Raw genomic sequence first — 19,294 nt, 5'->3', positions numbered from 1 at the left:
GCGTCCAAGCCGCGCCTCAGGCCTTCATCTCGCAAGGGTTCTGTTCCTTGGTCGGATAGATCGTCTCCAGCGGATCGCCCGCCCCCGGAACCGCATCGCCCAGCACCAGCATGTCCCACTGGTCCTTCATCTGGTCCTTCGGCTTCACGGTGAAGGGATAGGCCTCCTGCACGAGCTGATGGTCCCAGGAGCGGAAATAGGCCTTTCGCGCCTTGCCGATGTCGAACTGGGCCTGCTTCTCGAAATAGGCGATCAGTTCGTTGCTCTCGGTCGACTTCGTCGTGTTGATCGCTTCCGCCAGCAGCTTCAGCGTGACGTAATCGATCCAGGCGTGGTTCTCCGGCGGCTTGCCGTACTTCTTGCTGAAGGCCGCGACGAAGGCCTGCGACGTCGGATTGTTCAGCGTGTGATACCAGACCGTCGGCCAGGTACCGCCGAGATTGCCCGCGCCCGCGGCCCATGCATCGCCGGTGTTGAGATTGAAGCCGACCAGCGGGTAGGGCAGGCCGAACTCGGCATATTGCTTGACGAGGTTGGTCACCTGGTTGCCGGCGAGATTGCAGCAGACCACGTCGGGCTTGGCCTGGCGCACTTTCAGCAGATACGGGCTGAAATCGGTGGCGTCGGTTGCGATCAGCTCGTCGCCAATCAGGTTCGCCTCGTGCGTGCCGAAGAACGCCTTGGCGGCCTTCAGCAGGTCGTGGCCGAAGATGTAGTCGGCCGTGAGCGTGAAGAACTTCTTGCCCTTCACCATGCCCTGCTGCGACAGCGCGGTACCGACCGCGTTGACCATCACGGTGTTGGGGATGTCGCAGTGGAAGGCGTATTTGTTGCAGTTCTTGCCGCGTAGCGCGTCCGAGCGCGCGCCGGTCGAGAAGAACACCTTCTTGTTGCGCTCGGCGACCTGCATGATGGTGAGCGATGAGGCCGACGAGATCTCGCCAAGCAGCACCACTGCGCCGTCCTGCTCCAGCATGCGCTGCGCCTTGGTTGCGGCGGTGGCGGGGTTGATCGAGTCTTCCGATAACAGGTCGATCCGCTTGCCGAGGATGCCGCCGGACGCGTTGATCTCCTCGGCGGCGAGCTTGACGCCCAGTTGGGCGTAGCTGCCGATCACTCCGAGGAAGCCGGTCAGCGGTGTCAGGTGTCCGATCCGGATCCGCTCGGCCTGGGCCTTCACGATCGCCGGAAACCCAAATGCGGACGCGCCGACGAAGGCTGCGCCCGCGCGTAACAACGTCCGTCGCGGGTAGCGGATCATGTCTGTCTCCTCCCGGGTGCACCGCGTGCCTCCCTTCAAAATCGGCCATCCGACAATGTGAGAGACGTTCTTCTAATGCTGGAGGATAATCCCGAACGCCGTCGCCGGTGTCAACCGGCAAAATCGCCGTTGATGCGCGTCCTAGACTTTCGGCGTGAACGCCTTGTGCGCCCGATCCTTGGCGCCGAATTCGGCCGACAGGCGGTCGGCGGCGGCCTGCACGATCTGCGCGCCGTCATGCAGCGCCTGGTTGGAGAGCCGCCAGATCGGCCCGGAAATGCCGAGCGCGCCGATCACCTGTCCGGTGAAGTCGGTCACGGGCACGGCGACGCAGCGCACTTCCGGATTGAACTCGCCGTCGTCGAAGGCAACCCCGGTGCGCTGCACCTCGGCGATCTCGCGCATCAGCGCGCCGGGATTGCTGATGGATTTGGGCGTCGAGGGCTTGAGCTCCACGCGATCGATGAAACGCTTGAACTGTTCCGGGCGGAGCGAGGCCAGGATGATCTTGCCGAGCGCGGTGCAATGGGCGGGCCGCACCACACCGACACGGTCGGTCAGCTGAAACGCGCCGGGACCGCTGGTGCGGGCGACGACGATCACTGCATCGCCCATACGCACGGCAAAATGGCCGCTTTCGCCGGTCTGGCGCGACAGCTCCTCCAGTACGGGCGTTGCGACATTGACCATCTCGATCTCGTCCAGCGCGCTTGCCGCGAGCGCGAACAAGGGGCGCCCGATGCGGTAGCGCTTGTTGTCCTTCTCCTGGCGGAGGTAGCCGAGCGAGACCATGGTCTTGGCGAGATGAAAGGTCGTCGAGTTGTGCAGGCCGACCAGCTTGCTCAGTTCCGCAAGCCCGATTCCCTCGCGGTGGCGCGCCACTTCTTCGAGGATCGAGAAGGCGCGCCCGAGCGACTGAACCCCGCCGCCGCGCTGCTTGTCTTCGGCATCATCGTCGCCCTCAGCCTTGGGGGCGGAGACCAGTTTGGCAATCGCGGCCTTGCGCGGGCTGGCGGGCTTCTCGCTTGTGCTGGGCTTGGTACGCGATCTCAAGGACACCCCTCCGGCAAATCCGTCGTGACTCGATGCTGCGACAGTAGCACGCCAATTCGTGCCGGCGTCGGACTCGAGCTTCGCATTTTCCGCCGGCACGAGCCTACCACAATATAAATTGACGTACAGCATTATGAGAAATAGGGTGCCCGCGGCCTAACGACGACCGCGCCGTGTTTTCCGCCCCGGTCCACAAGAAGTCGTGGGCCGAGAGGGAGACGGGTTGATGTCGAGAAACATGCTCAATGGCGCCCAGGTCATTGTCGACTATCTGATCCAGGAGAAGGTGCCGCAGGTGTTCGGGCTCTGCGGCCACGGCAACATCCAGTTCATCGATGCTCTGTACGAACGTTCTTCCGAGATCAAGACGATCTCCGTGCATCACGAGAGCGTCGCCGGCTTCATGGCGGACGTCTATTATCGCGTCTCCGGCAGGCCAACCGCGACCTTCACCTCGTGCGGGCCCGGCTCGGCCAATCTTCCGATCTCGCTCGCCAACGCCTTCCTCGATTCCGTGCCGTTCATGGCGATCACCGGCAACGTGCCGACCAGCCAGTTCAACCGCGGCGCGTTCCAGGAGATGTACCGGCACTATCAGGCCGACTTCCCCTCGACCGTGCGCACGATGTGCAAGAAGGTGTTTCAGCCGACGCGCGGCGAGATGGTTCCGCTTGCGATACGGCAGGCCTGGAAGACGATGATCACGGGCCGGCCGGGGCCGGTAGTGGTCGACGTCCCCTTCGACGTCTTCATGGAATCAGCCGCGGAAGAGGCGCCGAAGGCGATCGAGTGGAACGCCAACATTTCCAGCCGCTGCGGTGCCGATCCTGAGGGCGTGGAGAAGGCGGTCGACATGCTGCTCGCGGCCGAGCGGCCGGTCATGCTGGTCGGGCAGGGCGTGCGCTATGGCGGTGCGGCGGACGAGCTGCGCAAGCTGGCCGAACGGCTTCAGATTCCGGTCGCCGCGTCCGCGAGCGGTCTCGGCGCGCTCGACGTCAATCATCCGCTTGCGCTCGGCCTCGTCGCGCGCGCCGGGCACTATCAGGCCAATCACGCGACGCGGCAGGCCGACGTGCTGCTCGCACTTGGCGTCCGCTTCGACGATCGCACCTCGAGTTCGTGGATTCCAGGCTATTCCTTCACGATTCCGCCGACGCGGCTGATCCACGTCGACATCGATCCCGAGGAGATCGGCCGCAACTATCCCGTCGCGCTGGGACTGATGGCCGATGTTCGCACCTTCCTGCGCCAGGTGCATGCGGAGCTCGACCGCCGCGACAACCTATTCAAGAAGTCAGACGCCCGCAAGAAATGGCTGGCGCAGATCGACACCTACCGAAAGGAGTGGGACAAATTCGTCGCGCCCGGCTTCTCCGACGACACCACGCCGATCAACCCGCAGCGCGCGGCCGCCGAGATCGACAAGGCGCTGCCGGAAGACGCCATCCTCGTCTCCGACATTGGCGTGCACCACAACTGGCTGCTCGGCTTCTGCAAGCCGAAGCGGCCGGACTCGCTGATTGGCTCGATGGGATTCGGTCCGATGGGCTTTGGCGTCGCCGGCGTGATGGGCGCGAAATTCGCGGCGCCCGATCGTCCCTGCGTGTCCGTCTGCGGCGACGGCGCCTTCTTCATGCATGCCCACGTGCTCGGCACCGCGGTCGAGTACAATCTGCCCGTGGTCTGGGTGGTCTGGAACAATTACGCTTATGCCTCGATCCGCGGACTTCAGCGCGGCTATCTCGGCGGGCGCGAGCTTGCGACCGACTTCAAGCATCCGGACACAGGCCAACGCTACAATCCGGATTTCGCGGCGATGGCGCGCTCCTGCGGCGTCGAGGGCGTGCGGGTCGATCGCGCCGGCGATCTTGGCGAGGCGATCCGCAAGGGCATCGCCGCCAACAAGCCGTATCTGATCGACGTCGACATCGCCGCCGACGTCAATCCGTCGGGCGCCGGCGTCTGGGAGCTGCCGGGCCTCGGCCAGAGCAAGGCCGGCATCGGCACCCGGTTCCAGCCGGGCTGACCGAGGGTCGCAAATCGCCCATCAAGAACATGTCGGGGAGATCGGAATGACGTTCGCAGGCAAAAAGGTCGTCGTGGTCGGCGGCTCCTCAGGCATCGGACTTGCCACGGCGGAGCTTGCGACGAGAGAGGGCGCGCAGGTCATCATCGCCTCGCGCAGCGCCGCAAAGCTCGATCCGGTCGCGGAGCGGTTGAAGGTGACTGCGATCCCCGCCGACGTCACCAGCGACCAGAGCGTCGCCGAGCTGTTCCGCCGCACCGGCCCGGTCGATCACGTCGTGCTGACGGCCGCCCAGCTTCGCACCGGCCCGTTCAAGACTGTGGCGATGGACGATGTCCGCGCCACCATGGAAGGCAAGTTCTGGGGCGCCTGGCGCGTCGCGCGCGAAGCCGAGATCAGGCCTGGCGGCTCGCTTACGTTCGTGACCGGCTTCCTCAGCGTTCGGCCGCGGCCGAACTCGGCGATCATCAGCGCCGCAAACGGCGCGCTGGAATCGCTGGCCCGCGCGCTCGCGCTGGAGCTGGCACCGGTGCGCGTCAATGCGGTCTCGCCCGGCGTGATCGACACGCCGATCCGGGCTGCGATGCCGGAAGCGGCGCGCCAGGAGATGCTGGCCAGGACGGCGGCCGCGCTGCCGGTCGGCCGTGTCGGCATGGCCGAGGACATCGCCCGGCAGATCGCGAGCTTCATGGCGAACGGTTTTGCGACCGGATCGATCGTCTATGTCGATGGCGGAGCGCTGGTGAATTGAGACGCGCGAAAGGGAGCATGATCATGGCCGAGGAGAGCAACGGCGCCTTCATCCGCAACATTGCCGAGGTGCCCTGGCGCGAATTCCCCAATCACTTCGGCGGCGCGCTGTCAAAGCCGCTGGTGATGCCGGAGACCGCGGGCTCGCGCCGGATCGACTACCGCATCTCGATGTACCAGCCGATGGCTTATGTCGCGCGGCACCGCCACAAGGTGCAGGAACAGGTTTATCACGTCCTCGACGGCGAGGGGCTGATGGAGATCGCCGGCAAGAACCACATCGTGCGCAAGCACGACGTGATCTTCCTGCCGCCCGGCGTCGAGCACGCGATCTCGAATTCGGGCCTGACCGACCTCGTTTTCCTGGTGGTGACGTCGCCGGTGACCGACGACGAGAAGCCGGTGTGACTGGTCAGCGCTCGCTCGATGCGAGGCGGATAGCGCGGGCCTTCGCGCTCTTTCCGGCCGCACGTGCCGCAATCATGCTGCGCGCCTTGCCATGGGTGCCCTTACGGATCACGGATGCAAGCCGCTTGCGCAGCCGGTCGGTCGCCAATCGCGCCGCCAGCTGCTCTGCCTTGCGAATGATGGTTGTGACCGAGGGCGTCAGGTTGACCGGAACCCAGGCGACGTCCTTCGTCTTGGACAGGCTGCCGATGCCTTCGCACGGCGCTTCGCGCGGCAGATCGATCCGGATCGCGAGCGCTTCGGTGCGTTCGGTCCAGTCCTCGGCCTTGGTGCCGGTGATGATGCGGACATAGTCGCGCGTCTCGCGCGGCAACTCGCTCTCTTTGGCAAGCCATTTCTGGATCCGGCCGGGGCCCGCATTATATGCGGCCGCGGCGAGGCCGAGATTGCCGAAATCGTCGCGGAGCTTGCGCAGGAACTTGGCCGATGCCGGCAGCGCCTTCATCGCATCGAAGGGATCATCCAGCCCGACCTCGGCTGCCGTTTCCGGCATGAACTGTGCAACGCCCTGCGCGCCGGCCTGGCTGACCTCGTTGGACTTGAAGCGGCTCTCCTGCCAGATCAGGCGCGCGAAGAACGGCACCGGAATGCCGCTGGCCTCGGCGGCTTCACGAAGCGCGTGGCAAAAGCGTTCAGTCGGCGACACCGGCGCTTGTGCGACCGGTTCGGCCGCAGGCAGCGGCTCGGGTGTCTCCTCATAGGCCGCGCGTGCATTGGCGAGCTCGATCGCGTGCACGCTTGCGAGGAACAGCTCGACCACCGGAACAAGTGGCGAGGCTTGGGTGTTTTGAAGAACGGCGCGATCGAAGGCCGATGTTTGCCGGGACGCCGACGGATCGAGGTCGCACATCAGAATCAGAAACGCGGCGCAAGCCGCGATGACAAATCGCATTGCGTGGACACCCTCGAACTGTGGGATGAACGGGCCAGCGCTGCGCCGGCGATAAGAAGTTCTTAACCGTCCGATTGCGGCAAAGCTGCGGTCTCGTCGGTTCCGTCGGTGTTACTACGGTGTTCCCGCAGAGAAACTTTCCGCGGTTCTTACGGGGCATTGGCGAATTGGGACGAGCGACATGATGCGATGGGTAATTGGCGCGGTGATCTCGCTGTGGGTGACCTGTCCGGCGCTCGCGAACAATCTCGATGCTGCCGCGGTGAACGACGCTGCGCGTCCTGCGAAGCAGCCTGCGACCGACAAGGTCACCGCATCGGTCGTGAAGCTCCAGGTCCTGCTCGATCGGGCGCAGTTCTCACCCGGCGAAATCGACGGCAAGTTCGGTGAGAACGCGCAGAAGGCGCTGAAGGCATTTGCCGAGCAGAACGGGTTCGCATCCGACAAGACTATCGCGCCGGAGCTGTGGGACAGGCTGAGCGCGGCAAGCGAAGGTGCCATGATCGTCGACTACAAGATCACCGACTCCGACGTGAAGGGGCCGTTCCTGAAAGAGCTGCCCAGCAAGCTGGAGGACATGAAGTCACTGCAGGCGCTGAGCTACACCAGCCCGCGCGAAGGGCTCGCCGAGAAATTCCATATGAGCGAGGATTTGCTGCGGACGCTCAATCCCGGCAAGTCGTTCGACAAGGCGGGCGAGACCGTCGTCGTCGCGAATGTCTCGGCACAGCGCGAGCTGCCGCGTATCGCGCGGCTCGAGGTCGACAAGACGGGCGAGACCTTGAAGGCCTTCGACGGGAGCGACCGCCTCGTCGCGTTCTACCCGGCGTCAATCGGCAGTCCGGACCGCCCCACGCCGAGCGGCGCGCTCAAGGTGACCGCTACCGACGAGAAGCCGACCTATCACTACAATCCCGAGTACAAGTTCCACAGCGTCAAGTCGAAGAAGCCGTTCGACGTCAAGCCGGGGCCGAACAATCCCGTCGGAGCGTACTGGATCGGTCTCTCCGCGCAGGGTTACGGCATTCACGGAACGGCGGAGCCCGACAAGGTCAGCAAGTCCGCTTCGCACGGCTGCATCAGGCTGACCAATTGGGACGTGCGCCGGCTTGGCGACAACGTCAAGCGCGGCACGCCGGTCGTTTTCCTGGATGCGCCGACGGACTCCTCCTCCAGGCAGCAGGGGAAGTCCCGCGGCAAGCGCGCCTCGCGCTAGTCTAGTCCTTGAACTAGTCCTTGGGAAAGTCCTTGCGCATCGCGATCTCGGCGGCATCGCCGGGCGACAGCACCGTCTGGTCGAACGCTGCTTGCGGCCTCGTCATGATGTCGTAGAGCGAGATGCCCTTGATGGGCTTGCCCATGAGTTCGCGGACGCAGTCGGCGAGCGTGCCGTTATAGACGAGATAGGGCGGGCCGCGGTTCTTCTGCCTCTCGCCCTTCAGCGACGGCCACTTCTTCAGCTCGGCCGGCGCGTCATAGGCGATCGGCGATTCCTCTTTGAACATGCGCTTGGCCCCTGAAGGCGTGGATAGCCCAAAAATCCTAGGGTTGCCCGGCAAACGCTTGTTAAAGAATTAGTTCAAATCAGCCGGCAACGAAGGCGAGCAGGGTGCCGTTGGCCTTGGCGGGCGGCACGCAGATCGCAGCCCCGCTGCGCACAGCTGCCGAGCCAAGCGCCTTCTGGGTTGCCGCCAGATCGCTGCTGACGAGCACCAGCGCCGCGCCGCCGCGCTCGGAGAGACCTGCGAGCGGCACGCCGGGATAGCGGTTGCCGAGCTGCTCCAGGGTCAGATAGACGAAGTCGGCACGATCGCCGCCGGAGGGCACGGCCACCGCGCCGTCCGCCTCCGTCTTCGGCGCGCGGTCGATCAGGTGCGCGAGGTGCGCGGCTTCCTTCGCGGGCTCCGGCGTTGCGATCAGCGTCTGCTTGATGTGCCTCGCCGCATTGGCGTGCTTCATCAACTCGGGAATCCACACGGTCTCGCGCGTCTTGTGCTGGCAGGCGAAGATACGCACGCCGCCGGGCGCTTCCGCGGTCGGCCACATGAAGGTGCGGAATTTTGCCGCCGACACCGTGCCATCAGGCAGCGTGACAGGTCGTTCGAAATCGGTGGGACCGATTGGCTCCAGGCCGCGTGCGTGAATCTCCTCCGCGCCGGCGGCGGCATCGACCGCGGTGAAGGCGATACGCTCGATGCCTTCGCCGCGCTTGTCGAGAAAGGCGCGTGCGGGCGCGTTGTGCTCGGTCGCCGCCAGCACGCCGAGCAGTTCCATGTAATCAGGATCGAACATGATGGTGTAGTTGCCGGTGCCCATATGGGCGCTGTGGGTGCCGCGCGGCGAGAGTGTGAAGCCGAACTGCCGATAATTCTCGGCGGCCTTGTCGAGGTCCTGAACCATGACCACGGCGTGGTCGATACCGATGACGTTCTTGAGGGTCACTGTTCTTTCCCCGAATGCAAACTGGACTTGAGCTGAATCTGGACCGCGCCAGCTGATCCTGTCTACGCCGGATGGGCGGTCAAGTCATTTTCAAATCGGCGGGACATGCAGAATTTCATTCCGCAAAATGCGGCATGGATGCGTAATGGCATCAGCGCGCCTGCTCGATATAGGCCGCGAGGATGGCGCGCTCCTCGCTCGTCATCTCGGTGATATTGCCCGGCGGCATCGCATTGGACCAGGCGGCGACGCGGCCGATCAGGCGGATGTTGCGATGGATGTGCTCGGGCGCGTCGAGCAGGATGCCCTTCGGCGCCGTCACGATGCCCTCCCAGACCGGCTCGGCGGCGTGGCACATGCTGCAGCGGGACATCACGATCTCCTCGACATTGGCGACCGTGACGGGCGCCGACAGCGCGCCGGTCTTGACCTCGCGCGGTCCGGCGGCGGACAGGAACAGGATCGCGATCACGCCGGCAGCGGCGACTCCCCACACCCACCAAGGCGATTTGCGCCCCGCATGACCCTCGTTGAAGAAGTGGCGGATCACGGGACCGAGCGCCAGGATGATCGCAACGATGATCCAGTTGAAGCGGGTGGCGTAGAGCAGGGGATAGTGGTTGCTGATCATCAGAACGACCACGGGGAGCGTCAGGTAGTTGTTGTGAACCGAACGCTCCTTGCTGGTCTTGCCGAGCTTCGGATCGGGCGCTTGCCCTGCGATCAGGGCGGCCACGATCTTCTTCTGGTTCGGGATGATCAGCGTGAAGACGTTGGCGACCATGATGGTGCCGATGATCGCGCCGATCTGGTTGAAGGCGCCGCGGCCGCTTAGCACATGAGTGAAGGCGTAGGTCAGCGCGACCAGGAACAGATAGCCGCCGATGGCAAAGGGCAGTTCGCGCTGCGCCAGCCCGGTGCGGCAGGCGCCTTCATAGAGCAGCCACGCCAGAGCAAGGCTGCAGAAGCTGAACAGGCCGGCCTGGAACGGCGTGAGGTCGAGGATCGACTTGTCGACCAGGAACAGGCCGGCCTCGAGATAGTACACCACCACCATCAGCGCGAAGCCGGACAGCCAGGTGGTGTAGGCTTCCCATTTGAACCAGGTCAGCTCGTCCGGCATCCGGGCGGGCGCGACCAGATATTTCATGATCCGGTAGAAGCCGCCACCATGGACCTGCCAGGCTTCGCCCTGCACGCCGTCCGGCAGCTCGCTGTCAGGCTTGAGGCTGAGGTCGAGGGCGATGAAGTAGAAGGAACTGCCGATCCAGGCGATCGCCGCCACCACATGCAGCCAGCGGAGCAGCAGGCTCGCCCATTCCGATACGATGGATCCCCACATGATCACCCCGACAGGTGCGACACCAATGCCGCAGCTTTGATGACCGCAATCCGCGGCCCCGCCCTTACAATGTGTCGCACCGATCAGCCGCATTTTCCAGTACGATGGGCTGCGGCTGATGCACATCGTGCGGGCATGAGCTGACGTGCGATTCGGCAGGCGTTTGACCTGTCGCAGAACGATTGCGGGTCGATCGGCGTAGACGCGCGACAGGTGAAGGCCGGGAGGAAGACGTGAAGAGCAGGATTTCGGCCGCGGCGCTGTCCGCGGGATTGCTGGTCGCCGCTATGACCGGTGTGCGCGCCGAGCCGGTGCTGCAGGGCAAGGATGCCTACGGCGATTGGCAGGCCGACAAGCCCGGCACGGTCAGGTTGATCCGGCCGCAAGATCTGGTCAGGCCCGGTGCCACGCGGTCGGTCGCGAGCTTCTCGCGCGTGGTGCCGCGTCCGTCCGAGGCTGCGCTTGAGGTGCCGGCCGGCTTCAAGATCGAGCTGTTCGCCGAAGGCCTGCGCGCGCCGCGCACTATACGCGTGGCGCCGAACGGCGATGTCTTCGTCGCGGAGACGCGGGGCGGGACCATCCGCGTGCTTCGCGCCGGCGAGGGCGGCAAGGTCGCCAGCAACGAATTGTTCGCCAGTGGCTTGAGGCAGCCGTTCGGCATTGCTTTCTTCCCGAACGGCGACAATCCGCAATGGGTCTATGTCGCCAACACCGACAGCGTCGTCCGCATTCCGTATCAGGCCGGTGACCTCAAGGCGCGCGGCAAGGCCGAAACGATCGTGGCGAGCCTACCGCATGACGGCGGCCATTCCACCCGCGACATCGTCTTCACGCCTGACAACAAGCGCATGCTGGTCTCGGTCGGCTCGCTCAGCAATGTCGCGGAAGGCATTGGCACGCCGCCGGGCGGATTGGAAGCATGGTCGAAAGCGCAGCCGCTCGGCGCGGGCTGGGCCAGCGAGACCGAGCGCGCCACGGTGCTCGCCTTCAATCCCGACGGCAAGGAGCGGAAGATCTATGCCACTGGCATCCGCAATTGCGTCGGACTTGCGGTGCAGCCGCAGACCGGTCTGCCCTGGTGCTCGACCAACGAGCGCGACGGCCTCGGCGACGATCTCGTGCCCGACTATGTGACGAGCGTGAAGGAAGGCGCGTTCTACGGCTGGCCGTGGTTCTATATCGGCGGCAACGAAGACCCGCGCCACGCCGGTGCGCGGCCGGATATCAAGGACAAGGTGACAGTGCCAGATGTGCTGGTGCAGCCGCATTCGGCCTCGCTCGGCATGACCTTCTATCAGGGCACGCAGTTTCCGTCCGAGTACCAGGGCGACGCCTTCGCCGCCGAGCACGGCTCCTGGAACCGTTCGAAGCGCACCGGCTACAAGGTCATCCGCATCCGGATGAAGGACGGCAAGCCGACGGGCGAGTACGAGGATTTCGTCACGGGGTTCGTGGTGAGTGACACCGAGGTGTGGGGGAGGCCGGTGGGCGTTGCGGTAGCGAAGGATGGATCGCTGCTGGTGTCGGAAGATGGCAACGGCACGATCTGGCGGGTGACGCATTAGAGTCGTGCCGCGCGATAGGTGCACCCTCGCCCCTTGTGGGAGAAGGTGCCTTCGCAAAGCGAATCCGGGTGAGGGGTTCTATCCGCGGTCCCTTCGCTTGTTGAATTTGCGGAGCGAACCACTCATCCGGCGCTTGGCGCCACCTTCTCCCACAAGAGGCGAAGGGAAGCGGCACTGTGCTCACTTCTACCCCCGTCTCACACTCGCCCCGCCATCCACCGGAAGCGTCACACCGGTGATGAAGTTCGCCTCGTCAGACGCCAGGAACAGCGCGGCGTTCGCGACGTCCCAGCCGGTGCCCATCTTCCTGCGCAGCGGCACCTTGCTGTCGCGTTCGGCTTCGACCTCGGCGCGGGTCTTGTGCCATTCGCGGGCGCGGGTATCGACTGCCATCGGGGTATTCATCAAGCCGGGCAGGATGACGTTGGCGCGGATGCCATATTCGGCGTTCTGGTAGGCGAGCTGCTCGGTGAAGGCGATCATCGCCGATTTCGTCGCCTTGTAGGCGACATAAGGATACGTCGTGATCGCCGCCATCGAGGAGATGTTGATGATCGCGCCGCTGTTCTGCGCGCGCATGATCGGGATCACCTCTTTCGCCGCGAAAATGCAGCTCTTGAGGTTGATGGCGACGACGCGGTCGAAAGCTTCCTCGGTGAGTTGCAACAGCTCGGAATCGCCGCCGGACAGGCTGACGCCGACATTGTTGTGCAGCACGTCGATCCGGCCCCAGCGCGTCTGCGCGTCCGCCACCATCGCCTTGATGTCGGCGGATTTCGTGACGTCGGCCTTGAAGGCCGCCGCGGTGCCGTGCTTGGCGGCGATCATGGCGGCAGTTTCCTGCGCCGATTCCAGATGATGATCGACGCAAAGCACCTTGGCGCCCTCGCGCGCAAAGGTGATTGCGGTGGCGCGGCCGTTGCCCATGCCTTCGCCGGGGCTTTGCCCGGCTCCGACCACGATGGCGATCTTGTCGTTCAGGCGCATGTCAGTTCACTCCCGGGATCGGGTACTGCTGAAGTACCTCTTTGTAATATGGCTCGTTGTCGATCTCCATGGTGGCGAGCACGCGCACCACGCCGCAATAGAATGCGATAGTCAGGACGAGATCGACCATGTGCTCGTCGGAGAGATGCTGCTTGATCTCGGCGAAGGTCGCTTCCGACATCGCGAGCGCGCGGACCATCTCGCGGGCGCCTTTCAGGATCGACCTGGCAAGCGGCTCGAGCTTCGAGGGCTTGCCCTCGGTCTCCGCAATCAGGCCGGCGATGTCCTCGTCGGTGACGCCGAATTCCTTGCCGATCTTCACATGGTGGGTGAACTCGTATTCCGACTTCTCGATCCAGCCGACCTGGAGGATCGCAAGCTCCCGCAGCCGCGGGTCGAGCTTGCTCTTGAAGCGTATATAGCTGCCGATGCCGTTGAAGGCGCGCGCCATCTCCGGCGAGTTGACCAGCAGCTTGTGCAGATTGGTGTTGCGCTTGAGCATGTCGCGATATTCGGGCGCGACCTGGTCGGCCTCGAGATAGGGCAGGCGGGCCATCCCTTTGTTTCCTTCTACTAGTGTTCCTGTGACTCGCGTTCTGGCGCTTGCAGCGTCACGCCGCCGTCGACAACCAGCACCTGGCCGGTGATGTAGCGCGCGAAATTGCTGAGCAGGAACTTGACGGCGTGGCCGACATCCCAGCCGGTGCCTTCGGTTTGCAGAACGGAGGCCTTTGCCCGCTGGGCGCGGGCCTGCTCGCTCATGCCGCGGGCATAGACCATCGGTGTGTACATTGGTCCGGGGCAGATGCAATTGACGCGAATGTTGTCGCGGCCGTGATCGACCGCCATCGCGCGGGTGAGACCGATGATCGCGGCCTTCGACGTCGTGTAGGTCGTGAGCCCGCGCGGCCGCAGCGCCGAGATCGAGGAGATGTTGACGATCGCGCCGCCCTGCGCGGTCTTGATCATGGCGGGGATCGCGTGTTTCGAGAGCAGGAACATGGTCTCCACATTGACCTGCATGACGCGGCGATATTGCTCGGGCGCCTCGTCGACCACGCTGCCACGGCTGCCGATGCCGACATTGTTGTCGAGGAAATCGAGCCGGCCCCAGCGGTCGAGCGCGGCTTCGACCAGCTGCTTGCAATTGCCCTCACTGGTGACGTCGCCGCCATGGGCAGAAGCAGTGCCGCCCTCCGCCGTGATCATCTCGACGGTGCTTTGGGCGAGCTTGGGGTCGCGGTCGCCGACCAGCACCTTGGCGCCGGCGCGGGCCAGCAACATTGCTGCAGCGCGGCCGTTGCCGATGCCGTCGCCCGCGGCGCCACCGCCGCTGATCAGCGCCACCTTGCCGGCGAGGCCGGCATCGTCCTCAGGGCCCTGCATCTCGTTCCATCCCTTTTTTCGTGCAAACTAGCAATGGAGTGCCGAGGTGAGAAGGCCAACTGTCCCGCGCAGATGTCATTGACATCGCACGGAATTGCATGCCGCCCCGCGAGATGACCGGCGGTTGAGCCGCGATGGTCCGGAACCCTCTTCACACAACCGCGTTTGTTGCGCGGGCTTTTCCGCGTTAGGCTCCTCTCGGGGTTTCCCAATCGCCAGTGGCTCGCCGATGAATTTGCTCGACCCACAAGGGCCGGTGGCTGCCGCCAACAGCACCATCCTGGTCGATTCCGTCTTCATCATGCTCGCGATCGTGGTGCCGACCATTTTCGCGATCCTGGCCTTTGCATTCTGGTTTCGCGCCTCGAATCCGAAAGCAAAATTCCAGCCCGACTTCGTCTATTCCGGGCGCGTCGAGATGGTGGTGTGGGCGATCCCCGCGCTCACCGTCATCCTGCTCGGCGGTGTTGCCTGGATCGGCTCGCATCGGCTCGATCCCGCGGCGCCCGTGCCGGGCACCGGCAGCCCGGTGAGGATACAGGCTGTCTCGCTCGACTGGAAATGGCTGTTCATCTATCCGGACCAGCGTATCGCCACGGTCAACACGCTGACGGTGCCGGCCGGCGCGGAGCTGAATTTCCAGCTAACATCGTCGAGCGTGATGAACACGCTCTTCATCCCGCAGCTCGGCAGCATGATCTACACCATGAACGGCATGGTGACGAAGCTCAACCTGCGCGCCGACAATGAGGGCAAGCTGCAAGGCCTGTCGGCGCATTTCTCCGGCGATGGCTTCCCGGACATGATGTTCGACGTCAACGTGATCTCGCCGCTGTCCTTTCCCGACTGGGTCGCGACCACGGCGAAGACCGATGCCGTGCTGAACGAGGACAGCTACAAGAAGCTGATGCAGCAGGGCATCGAAAAGGGCAGGCCGACCTATCGCCTCGACGATCCCCGCCTGTTCGACCTGATCGCGACCCAGCACATTCCGCCTGGGCCGGGGCCGGAGCTCGCATCCGAAGCGGGCCGATCGCACAGTGGAGCCCATGATGCTCGGTAAGCTCGATTGGTCGGCCATTCCGCTCGATCAGCCGATCCCGCTGATCGCGGGCGCGGTGGTGTTGGTCGCCATCCTCGGCGTGCTGGGCTGGGTCGTGGTGAAGGGACATCTGCCCTACCTCTGGCACGAGTGGATCACCAGCGTCGATCACAAGCGCATCGGCGTGATGTATATCCTGCTGGCTTCGGTGATGCTGTTGCGCGGCGGCAGCGACGCCATCATGATGCGGATCCAGCAGGCGGTCGCCTACCAGTCGCAGGGCTATCTGCCGCCCGAGCACTACAACCAGATCTTTTCGGCCCACGGCACCATCATGATCTTCTTCGTGGCGATGCCGTTCGTGATCGGGCTGATGAACCTGATCGTGCCGCTGCAATTGGGCGTGCGCGACGTCGCATTCCCGACGCTGAATTCCGTCGGGTTCTGGCTGACCGCGACCGGCGCACTGCTGGTCAATCTCTCGCTCGTGATCGGCGAGTTCGCGCGCACCGGCTGGCTCGCGTTTCCGCCGCTGTCGGAACTGTCCTACTCGCCGGGCGTCGGCGTCGACTATTACGCCTGGTCGCTCCAGATCTCCGGCGTCGGGACGCTGGTCGCCGGCATCAATCTGGTCACGACGGTGCTGAAGCTGCGCACCAAGGGCATGAACTATCTGCGCATGCCGATGTTCTGCTGGACCACGCTGGCCTCGAATCTGCTGATCGTCGCGGCCTTCCCGATCCTTACCGCCACGCTCGCGATGCTGTTGCTCGACCGTTATCTCGGCTTCCACTTCTTCACCAACGAGGCCGGCGGCAACGTCATGATGTTCATGAACCTGATCTGGGCCTGGGGGCATCCCGAGGTCTACATCCTAGTGCTGCCGGCCTTCGGCATCTTCTCCGAGGTAGTCTCGACCTTCTCCGGCAAGGCGCTGTTCGGCTATCGCTCCATGGTGCTCGCCACCATGGCGATCTGCGTCATCTCCTTCATGGTCTGGCTGCATCATTTCTTCACGATGGGGGCCGGGCCCGACGTCAACGCCATCTTCGGTATCGCCAGCATGATCATCGCGGTGCCGACGGGGGTGAAGATCTACAATTGGCTGTTCACGATGTATGGCGGTCGCATCCGCTTCGCGACGCCGATGCTGTGGGCGGTCGGCTTCATGGTCACCTTCATCATCGGCGGATTGACCGGCGTTCTGGTCGCGGTGCCGCCGGCAGACTTCATGCTCCACAACAGCATGTTCCTGGTGGCGCATTTCCACAACGTCATCATCGGCGGCGTGCTGTTCGGCGCGTTCGCCGGCTTCGAGTACTGGTTTCCGAAGGCATTCGGCTTCCGCCTCGACGAGCGCTGGGGCAAGCTGGCTTTCTGGTTCACCTTCCTCGGCTTCTACGTCACCTTCGTTCCGCTCTATGTCGCCGGCATGCTCGGCATGACGCGGCGCATGCAGCATTACGATGTCGCGGCCTGGCGGCCCTGGATGCTGGTGGCGGCCGCCGGCATGGCCGTGTTGACGATCGGGGTGATCTGCCAGATCATGCAGCTCGTCGTCAGCATCCGCAATCGCGAGGCGCTGCGCGACCGCACCGGCGATCCTTGGGACGGTCGCTCGCTGGAATGGGCGACCTCGTCGCCGCCGCCGGTGTTCAACTTCGCCTTCGATCCCGACGTCCGTGGTGAGGACGCCTATTGGGACATGAAGGCCCATGCCCAGCAGCAATCGCTCGAGCATGATCTGCCCGAGTATCATGATATCGAGATGCCCAGGAACTCGCCGACCGGTTTCGTTTGCGCCTTCTTTGCCACCATCATGGGCTTTGCCCTGATCTGGCACATCTGGTGGATGGTGATCCTGGGCGGTATCGGCGCGGTCGCGACCTTCGTGGTGTTCGCCTGGCGCGACCATGACGAATACGTCATTCCGGCCGGGGAGGTCGCAGCGATAGACCGCGTCAATATCGAGGAGCGGCGCAACCTCGTCAGCATGGCGGGGGCGGTCTGATGTCGATGACCGCGACCGCCGGCCGTGCGCACGCCGATCCCCATCACATCGGCGTCGTCATCGAGCATCCGGGGCCGGCGCCGAAGCGCATCGTCACCGCCTATGGCTTCTGGGTATTCCTGCTCTCCGACATCGTGATGTTCTCCTGCTTCTTCGCGGCCTATGCGGTGCTGGTCGACCAGACCGCTGGCGGCCCCAGGGGCTCGGAGATTTTCGAGCAGAGAAATGTCGCGATCGAGACGGTCTGCCTGCTGTTGTCGAGCTTCACCTGCGGCATGGCCGGTATCGCGGCCGACGTCCGCAACCGCTTCTGGTTCTACCTCGGCATGGCCGTGACGTGTTTGCTCGGCCTGATCTTCCTGGTCATAGAGTTCCGCGAATTCGCCGATCTCGTCGCACGTGGCTATGGTCCGTCGCGCAGCGCCTTCCTGACCGCGTTCTTCTCGCTGGTCGGCTGCCATGGCCTGCATGTCTCGGCCGGCGTCTTGTGGCTGCTCACCATGATGGCCCAGGTGTTCGCAAAAGGCTTTCGCGCCGACATATTGCGGCGGATGATGTGCTTTGCGCTGTTCTGGCACGCGCTCGACATCATCTGGGTCGGCGTTTTCTCCGTCGTTTATTTGCTTGGGAGCGGCGTATGAGCGATCAGACGCATATGCAGGCCGAACATGACCTCGCACCGGGCGATGAGGAGCAACACGGCGTTGGGGCCAGGATCCTCGGTTACGTCGTCGGCCTTGCGCTTGCGCTGCTGCTCACGGCGACGTCGTTCTTCATCGCCGGCACCGATCTGGTCTGGCAGCCCTCGATCCCCGTCGCGCTGATCGTGCTGGCGATCGCGCAGATGGGCGTGCATCTGGTGTTCTTCCTGCACATCACCACGGGTCCGGACAACACCAACAACGTGCTGGCGCTCGCCTTCGGGCTGATGGTCGTGTTTCTGGTGGTCGGTGGAACCGTCTGGATCATGGCGCACCTCAACCAGAACATGCCGCCGATGGACCAGATCATGCAAATGCGCCGATAGCGGCGTACGAAAAAGAAGAGCCGCTTGTTGTGACAAGCGGCCCAAGTCTAGGGAGGAAACGCCCGAGCAAAGACAACCCGATGAGGATCGTCTGCCAAGGAAGCACTCGCGCAAAGCGCGTGCGCACGTTGATAAGTGCAGCAACTCGCGACGGAGTTCAATTCCGGATCAATACTGTCTCCGGCTACCACTCACGGCTGCGTGATCGCCTTGTTCACTTTGGCCGGCGGCAATTATACGCCTTGCGGAAGCCGGCGGCCTGGGCGTCGTCCTCGGAACAGAACCAGCGGTCCGGCTTGGTGGTCGCGGGGTAGCTCGGGCAGCCCCGCAGATGATAGATGCCGATATTGCCGGTGACGCGTGCGCGCACCGCGAGCTTGCCCTTGATGCTGCAGCTCGGCGGCATCGTCAGGTCCTCCGGGAACAGCACCGCGCGGATTTCCTTGTCGCGGTCGGCGCGGCAGGCAGCACCCAGGAGCGTGCCGTCCTTTTTGCCGGTGCGGAATTCTTGCGGTGCAACAAAGCAGCCCTTCCAGATCCCGGCGGAGGCCGATCTGGCGTCGGTCGCGGCCGGCTTGACGTTGGCCTTGATCGGCTCGCGCGCCACGGCAAAGCCGAGCCTGACCAGCTGCTCGTTCAAGCTGGTCTTGTCGCCCTCGGCCGTGCAGATCGCGCGGTGCCGCTTGCCGAAGCTCTTTTCCGGCCCGACATCATCGCAACGCACGGATCGCTTGTCGATCAGCTTGGCGAGCTGGTCGCGGGCCTCGATGCCGCAGGTCCAGGAATCGGCATGATCGTCGATGCAGACCTGGTCCAGCTCGGGCGCGTCGACGCCGTCGAGGCGGTAGGTGACGTCGCCGAGCTGGACGGCGTTGCCGTCGCGGACTGTCGCGGCGGCGGTCAGCGCGGAGGCGGGGCCGGAGGTGCCCAGAAATCCGGACAGAGCGAGACAGAAAACGAGCGCGAAAGCGCGGGCGGCGGCAAATGAATTCTCGCTGGACATACGGTCTCGCTATCGATTGCTCTTTCGCCTTGTTCCTAG

The 19,294-nt window shown here is 64.2% G+C and carries 19 protein-coding genes; 9 read left to right on the top strand and 10 right to left on the bottom strand.

Features of this window, described 5'->3' with window-relative positions; translation table 11 throughout:
* Positions 1–16: 16 nt before the first annotated feature.
* Positions 17–1,261 carry an ABC transporter substrate-binding protein gene (locus NR187_RS11550; protein ID WP_211382581.1) on the bottom strand — a complete coding sequence of 415 codons (1,245 nt, stop codon included), beginning with the start codon at positions 1,259–1,261 and terminating at the stop codon, positions 17–19.
* 141 nt (positions 1,262–1,402) lie between these two features.
* On the bottom strand, positions 1,403–2,320 hold the full coding sequence (locus tag NR187_RS11545) for an IclR family transcriptional regulator (RefSeq protein ID WP_211382582.1): 918 nt from the start codon (positions 2,318–2,320) through the stop codon (positions 1,403–1,405).
* Between the two features lie 220 nt (positions 2,321–2,540).
* Between NR187_RS11545 and NR187_RS11540 the strand changes: the two genes are divergently transcribed.
* From NR187_RS11540 to NR187_RS11530, 3 genes are read left to right on the top strand one after another with little or no spacing between them, the layout of a single operon-like run.
* Entirely contained in the window at positions 2,541–4,340 is a 1,800-nt protein-coding gene (locus NR187_RS11540) for a thiamine pyrophosphate-binding protein (protein WP_211382583.1), read from the top strand.
* A gap of 46 nt (positions 4,341–4,386) precedes the next feature.
* Positions 4,387–5,091 carry an SDR family oxidoreductase gene (locus NR187_RS11535; protein ID WP_211382584.1) on the top strand — a complete coding sequence of 235 codons (705 nt, stop codon included), beginning with the start codon at positions 4,387–4,389 and terminating at the stop codon, positions 5,089–5,091.
* A gap of 23 nt (positions 5,092–5,114) precedes the next feature.
* Positions 5,115–5,498: a cupin domain-containing protein gene (locus NR187_RS11530; protein WP_211382585.1), complete on the top strand. Its 384-nt coding sequence runs from the start codon at positions 5,115–5,117 to the stop codon at positions 5,496–5,498.
* 4 nt (positions 5,499–5,502) lie between these two features.
* Here the strand turns inward: NR187_RS11530 and NR187_RS11525 are convergent, their stop codons facing one another.
* A complete protein-coding gene (locus NR187_RS11525) occupies positions 5,503–6,450 on the bottom strand; it encodes a lytic transglycosylase domain-containing protein (protein ID WP_211382586.1) in 948 nt (315 codons plus the stop codon).
* Between the two features lie 181 nt (positions 6,451–6,631).
* On the opposite strand from NR187_RS11525, the gene NR187_RS11520 reads away from it, so the two are divergent.
* Positions 6,632–7,666 (top strand): L,D-transpeptidase, encoded by a 1,035-nt coding sequence (locus NR187_RS11520; protein WP_211382587.1) that lies wholly within the window; start codon positions 6,632–6,634, stop codon positions 7,664–7,666.
* A gap of 13 nt (positions 7,667–7,679) precedes the next feature.
* Here NR187_RS11520 and NR187_RS11515 read toward each other — a convergent pair whose 3' ends face one another.
* The 3 genes from NR187_RS11515 to NR187_RS11505 all read right to left on the bottom strand — a co-directional run bounded on the left by NR187_RS11515 (position 7,680) and on the right by NR187_RS11505 (position 10,234).
* Positions 7,680–7,955 (bottom strand): hypothetical protein, encoded by a 276-nt coding sequence (locus NR187_RS11515; RefSeq protein ID WP_256806522.1) that lies wholly within the window; start codon positions 7,953–7,955, stop codon positions 7,680–7,682.
* A gap of 79 nt (positions 7,956–8,034) precedes the next feature.
* Positions 8,035–8,892 carry a VOC family protein gene (locus tag NR187_RS11510; RefSeq protein WP_256806521.1) on the bottom strand — a complete coding sequence of 286 codons (858 nt, stop codon included), beginning with the start codon at positions 8,890–8,892 and terminating at the stop codon, positions 8,035–8,037.
* 151 nt (positions 8,893–9,043) lie between these two features.
* The gene (locus tag NR187_RS11505) at positions 9,044–10,234 is read right to left on the bottom strand and encodes a urate hydroxylase PuuD (protein ID WP_211382590.1); all 1,191 of its coding nucleotides are present in this window, start codon (positions 10,232–10,234) and stop codon (positions 9,044–9,046) included.
* 233 nt (positions 10,235–10,467) lie between these two features.
* Here NR187_RS11505 and NR187_RS11500 point away from each other — a divergent pair, with 233 nt between their 5' ends.
* Positions 10,468–11,799, top strand: a complete 1,332-nt coding sequence (locus NR187_RS11500; RefSeq protein ID WP_211382591.1) for a sorbosone dehydrogenase family protein — start codon at positions 10,468–10,470, stop codon at positions 11,797–11,799.
* A gap of 186 nt (positions 11,800–11,985) precedes the next feature.
* Here the strand turns inward: NR187_RS11500 and NR187_RS11495 are convergent, their stop codons facing one another.
* From NR187_RS11495 to NR187_RS11485, 3 genes are read right to left on the bottom strand one after another with little or no spacing between them, the layout of a single operon-like run.
* Positions 11,986–12,786, bottom strand: a complete 801-nt coding sequence (locus tag NR187_RS11495; RefSeq protein WP_211382592.1) for an SDR family NAD(P)-dependent oxidoreductase — start codon at positions 12,784–12,786, stop codon at positions 11,986–11,988.
* 1 nt (position 12,787) lies between these two features.
* Entirely contained in the window at positions 12,788–13,342 is a 555-nt protein-coding gene (locus tag NR187_RS11490; protein ID WP_211382593.1) for a carboxymuconolactone decarboxylase family protein, read from the bottom strand.
* A 17-nt stretch (positions 13,343–13,359) separates the two neighbouring features.
* Positions 13,360–14,172: an SDR family NAD(P)-dependent oxidoreductase gene (locus NR187_RS11485; protein ID WP_211382594.1), complete on the bottom strand. Its 813-nt coding sequence runs from the start codon at positions 14,170–14,172 to the stop codon at positions 13,360–13,362.
* A 229-nt stretch (positions 14,173–14,401) separates the two neighbouring features.
* On the opposite strand from NR187_RS11485, the gene NR187_RS11480 reads away from it, so the two are divergent.
* From NR187_RS11480 to cyoD, 4 genes are read left to right on the top strand one after another with little or no spacing between them, the layout of a single operon-like run.
* Complete coding sequence (locus tag NR187_RS11480) at positions 14,402–15,235, top strand: cytochrome ubiquinol oxidase subunit II (RefSeq protein WP_211382595.1); 834 nt, start codon at positions 14,402–14,404, stop codon at positions 15,233–15,235.
* A complete protein-coding gene (gene cyoB, locus NR187_RS11475; RefSeq protein WP_211383520.1) occupies positions 15,225–17,225 on the top strand; it encodes a cytochrome o ubiquinol oxidase subunit I in 2,001 nt (666 codons plus the stop codon). Before NR187_RS11480 ends, cyoB begins: the two co-directional genes overlap by 11 nt.
* Entirely contained in the window at positions 17,225–17,866 is a 642-nt protein-coding gene (locus NR187_RS11470; RefSeq protein WP_211382596.1) for a cytochrome (ubi)quinol oxidase subunit III, read from the top strand. Before cyoB ends, NR187_RS11470 begins: the two co-directional genes overlap by 1 nt.
* Positions 17,863–18,252 (top strand): cytochrome o ubiquinol oxidase subunit IV, encoded by a 390-nt coding sequence (gene cyoD / locus NR187_RS11465; RefSeq protein WP_211382597.1) that lies wholly within the window; start codon positions 17,863–17,865, stop codon positions 18,250–18,252. The genes NR187_RS11470 and cyoD overlap by 4 nt, the downstream gene beginning before the upstream one ends.
* Positions 18,253–18,466: 214 nt before the next feature.
* Here the strand turns inward: cyoD and NR187_RS11460 are convergent, their stop codons facing one another.
* Complete coding sequence (locus tag NR187_RS11460) at positions 18,467–19,255, bottom strand: thermonuclease family protein (RefSeq protein ID WP_211382598.1); 789 nt, start codon at positions 19,253–19,255, stop codon at positions 18,467–18,469.
* Between the last annotated feature and the right edge of the window lie 39 nt (positions 19,256–19,294).

Origin of the sequence: Bradyrhizobium sp. Bra64, from assembly GCF_024519875.1 — a bacterium.
In the GTDB taxonomy this organism is placed as follows: Bacteria; Pseudomonadota; Alphaproteobacteria; order Rhizobiales; family Xanthobacteraceae; genus Bradyrhizobium; species Bradyrhizobium japonicum_G.
Note: the sequence above shows the minus strand (reverse complement) of the source record. Positions and strands in the feature narration are given on the sequence as shown.

Coding starts and splice junctions, on each gene's coding strand:
- NR187_RS11550 (WP_211382581.1), bottom strand. CDS start 1,261: ATGATCCGCTACCCGCGACGGACGTTGTTACGCGCGGGCGCAGCCTTC.
- NR187_RS11540 (WP_211382583.1), top strand. CDS start 2,541: ATGTCGAGAAACATGCTCAATGGCGCCCAGGTCATTGTCGACTATCTG.
- NR187_RS11535 (WP_211382584.1), top strand. CDS start 4,387: ATGACGTTCGCAGGCAAAAAGGTCGTCGTGGTCGGCGGCTCCTCAGGC.
- NR187_RS11530 (WP_211382585.1), top strand. CDS start 5,115: ATGGCCGAGGAGAGCAACGGCGCCTTCATCCGCAACATTGCCGAGGTG.
- NR187_RS11525 (WP_211382586.1), bottom strand. CDS start 6,450: ATGCGATTTGTCATCGCGGCTTGCGCCGCGTTTCTGATTCTGATGTGC.
- NR187_RS11520 (WP_211382587.1), top strand. CDS start 6,632: ATGATGCGATGGGTAATTGGCGCGGTGATCTCGCTGTGGGTGACCTGT.
- NR187_RS11515 (WP_256806522.1), bottom strand. CDS start 7,955: ATGTTCAAAGAGGAATCGCCGATCGCCTATGACGCGCCGGCCGAGCTG.
- NR187_RS11505 (WP_211382590.1), bottom strand. CDS start 10,234: ATGTGGGGATCCATCGTATCGGAATGGGCGAGCCTGCTGCTCCGCTGG.
- NR187_RS11495 (WP_211382592.1), bottom strand. CDS start 12,786: ATGCGCCTGAACGACAAGATCGCCATCGTGGTCGGAGCCGGGCAAAGC.
- NR187_RS11490 (WP_211382593.1), bottom strand. CDS start 13,342: ATGGCCCGCCTGCCCTATCTCGAGGCCGACCAGGTCGCGCCCGAATAT.
- NR187_RS11485 (WP_211382594.1), bottom strand. CDS start 14,172: ATGCAGGGCCCTGAGGACGATGCCGGCCTCGCCGGCAAGGTGGCGCTG.
- NR187_RS11480 (WP_211382595.1), top strand. CDS start 14,402: ATGAATTTGCTCGACCCACAAGGGCCGGTGGCTGCCGCCAACAGCACC.
- cyoB (WP_211383520.1), top strand. CDS start 15,225: ATGCTCGGTAAGCTCGATTGGTCGGCCATTCCGCTCGATCAGCCGATC.
- NR187_RS11470 (WP_211382596.1), top strand. CDS start 17,225: ATGTCGATGACCGCGACCGCCGGCCGTGCGCACGCCGATCCCCATCAC.
- cyoD (WP_211382597.1), top strand. CDS start 17,863: ATGAGCGATCAGACGCATATGCAGGCCGAACATGACCTCGCACCGGGC.
- NR187_RS11460 (WP_211382598.1), bottom strand. CDS start 19,255: ATGTCCAGCGAGAATTCATTTGCCGCCGCCCGCGCTTTCGCGCTCGTT.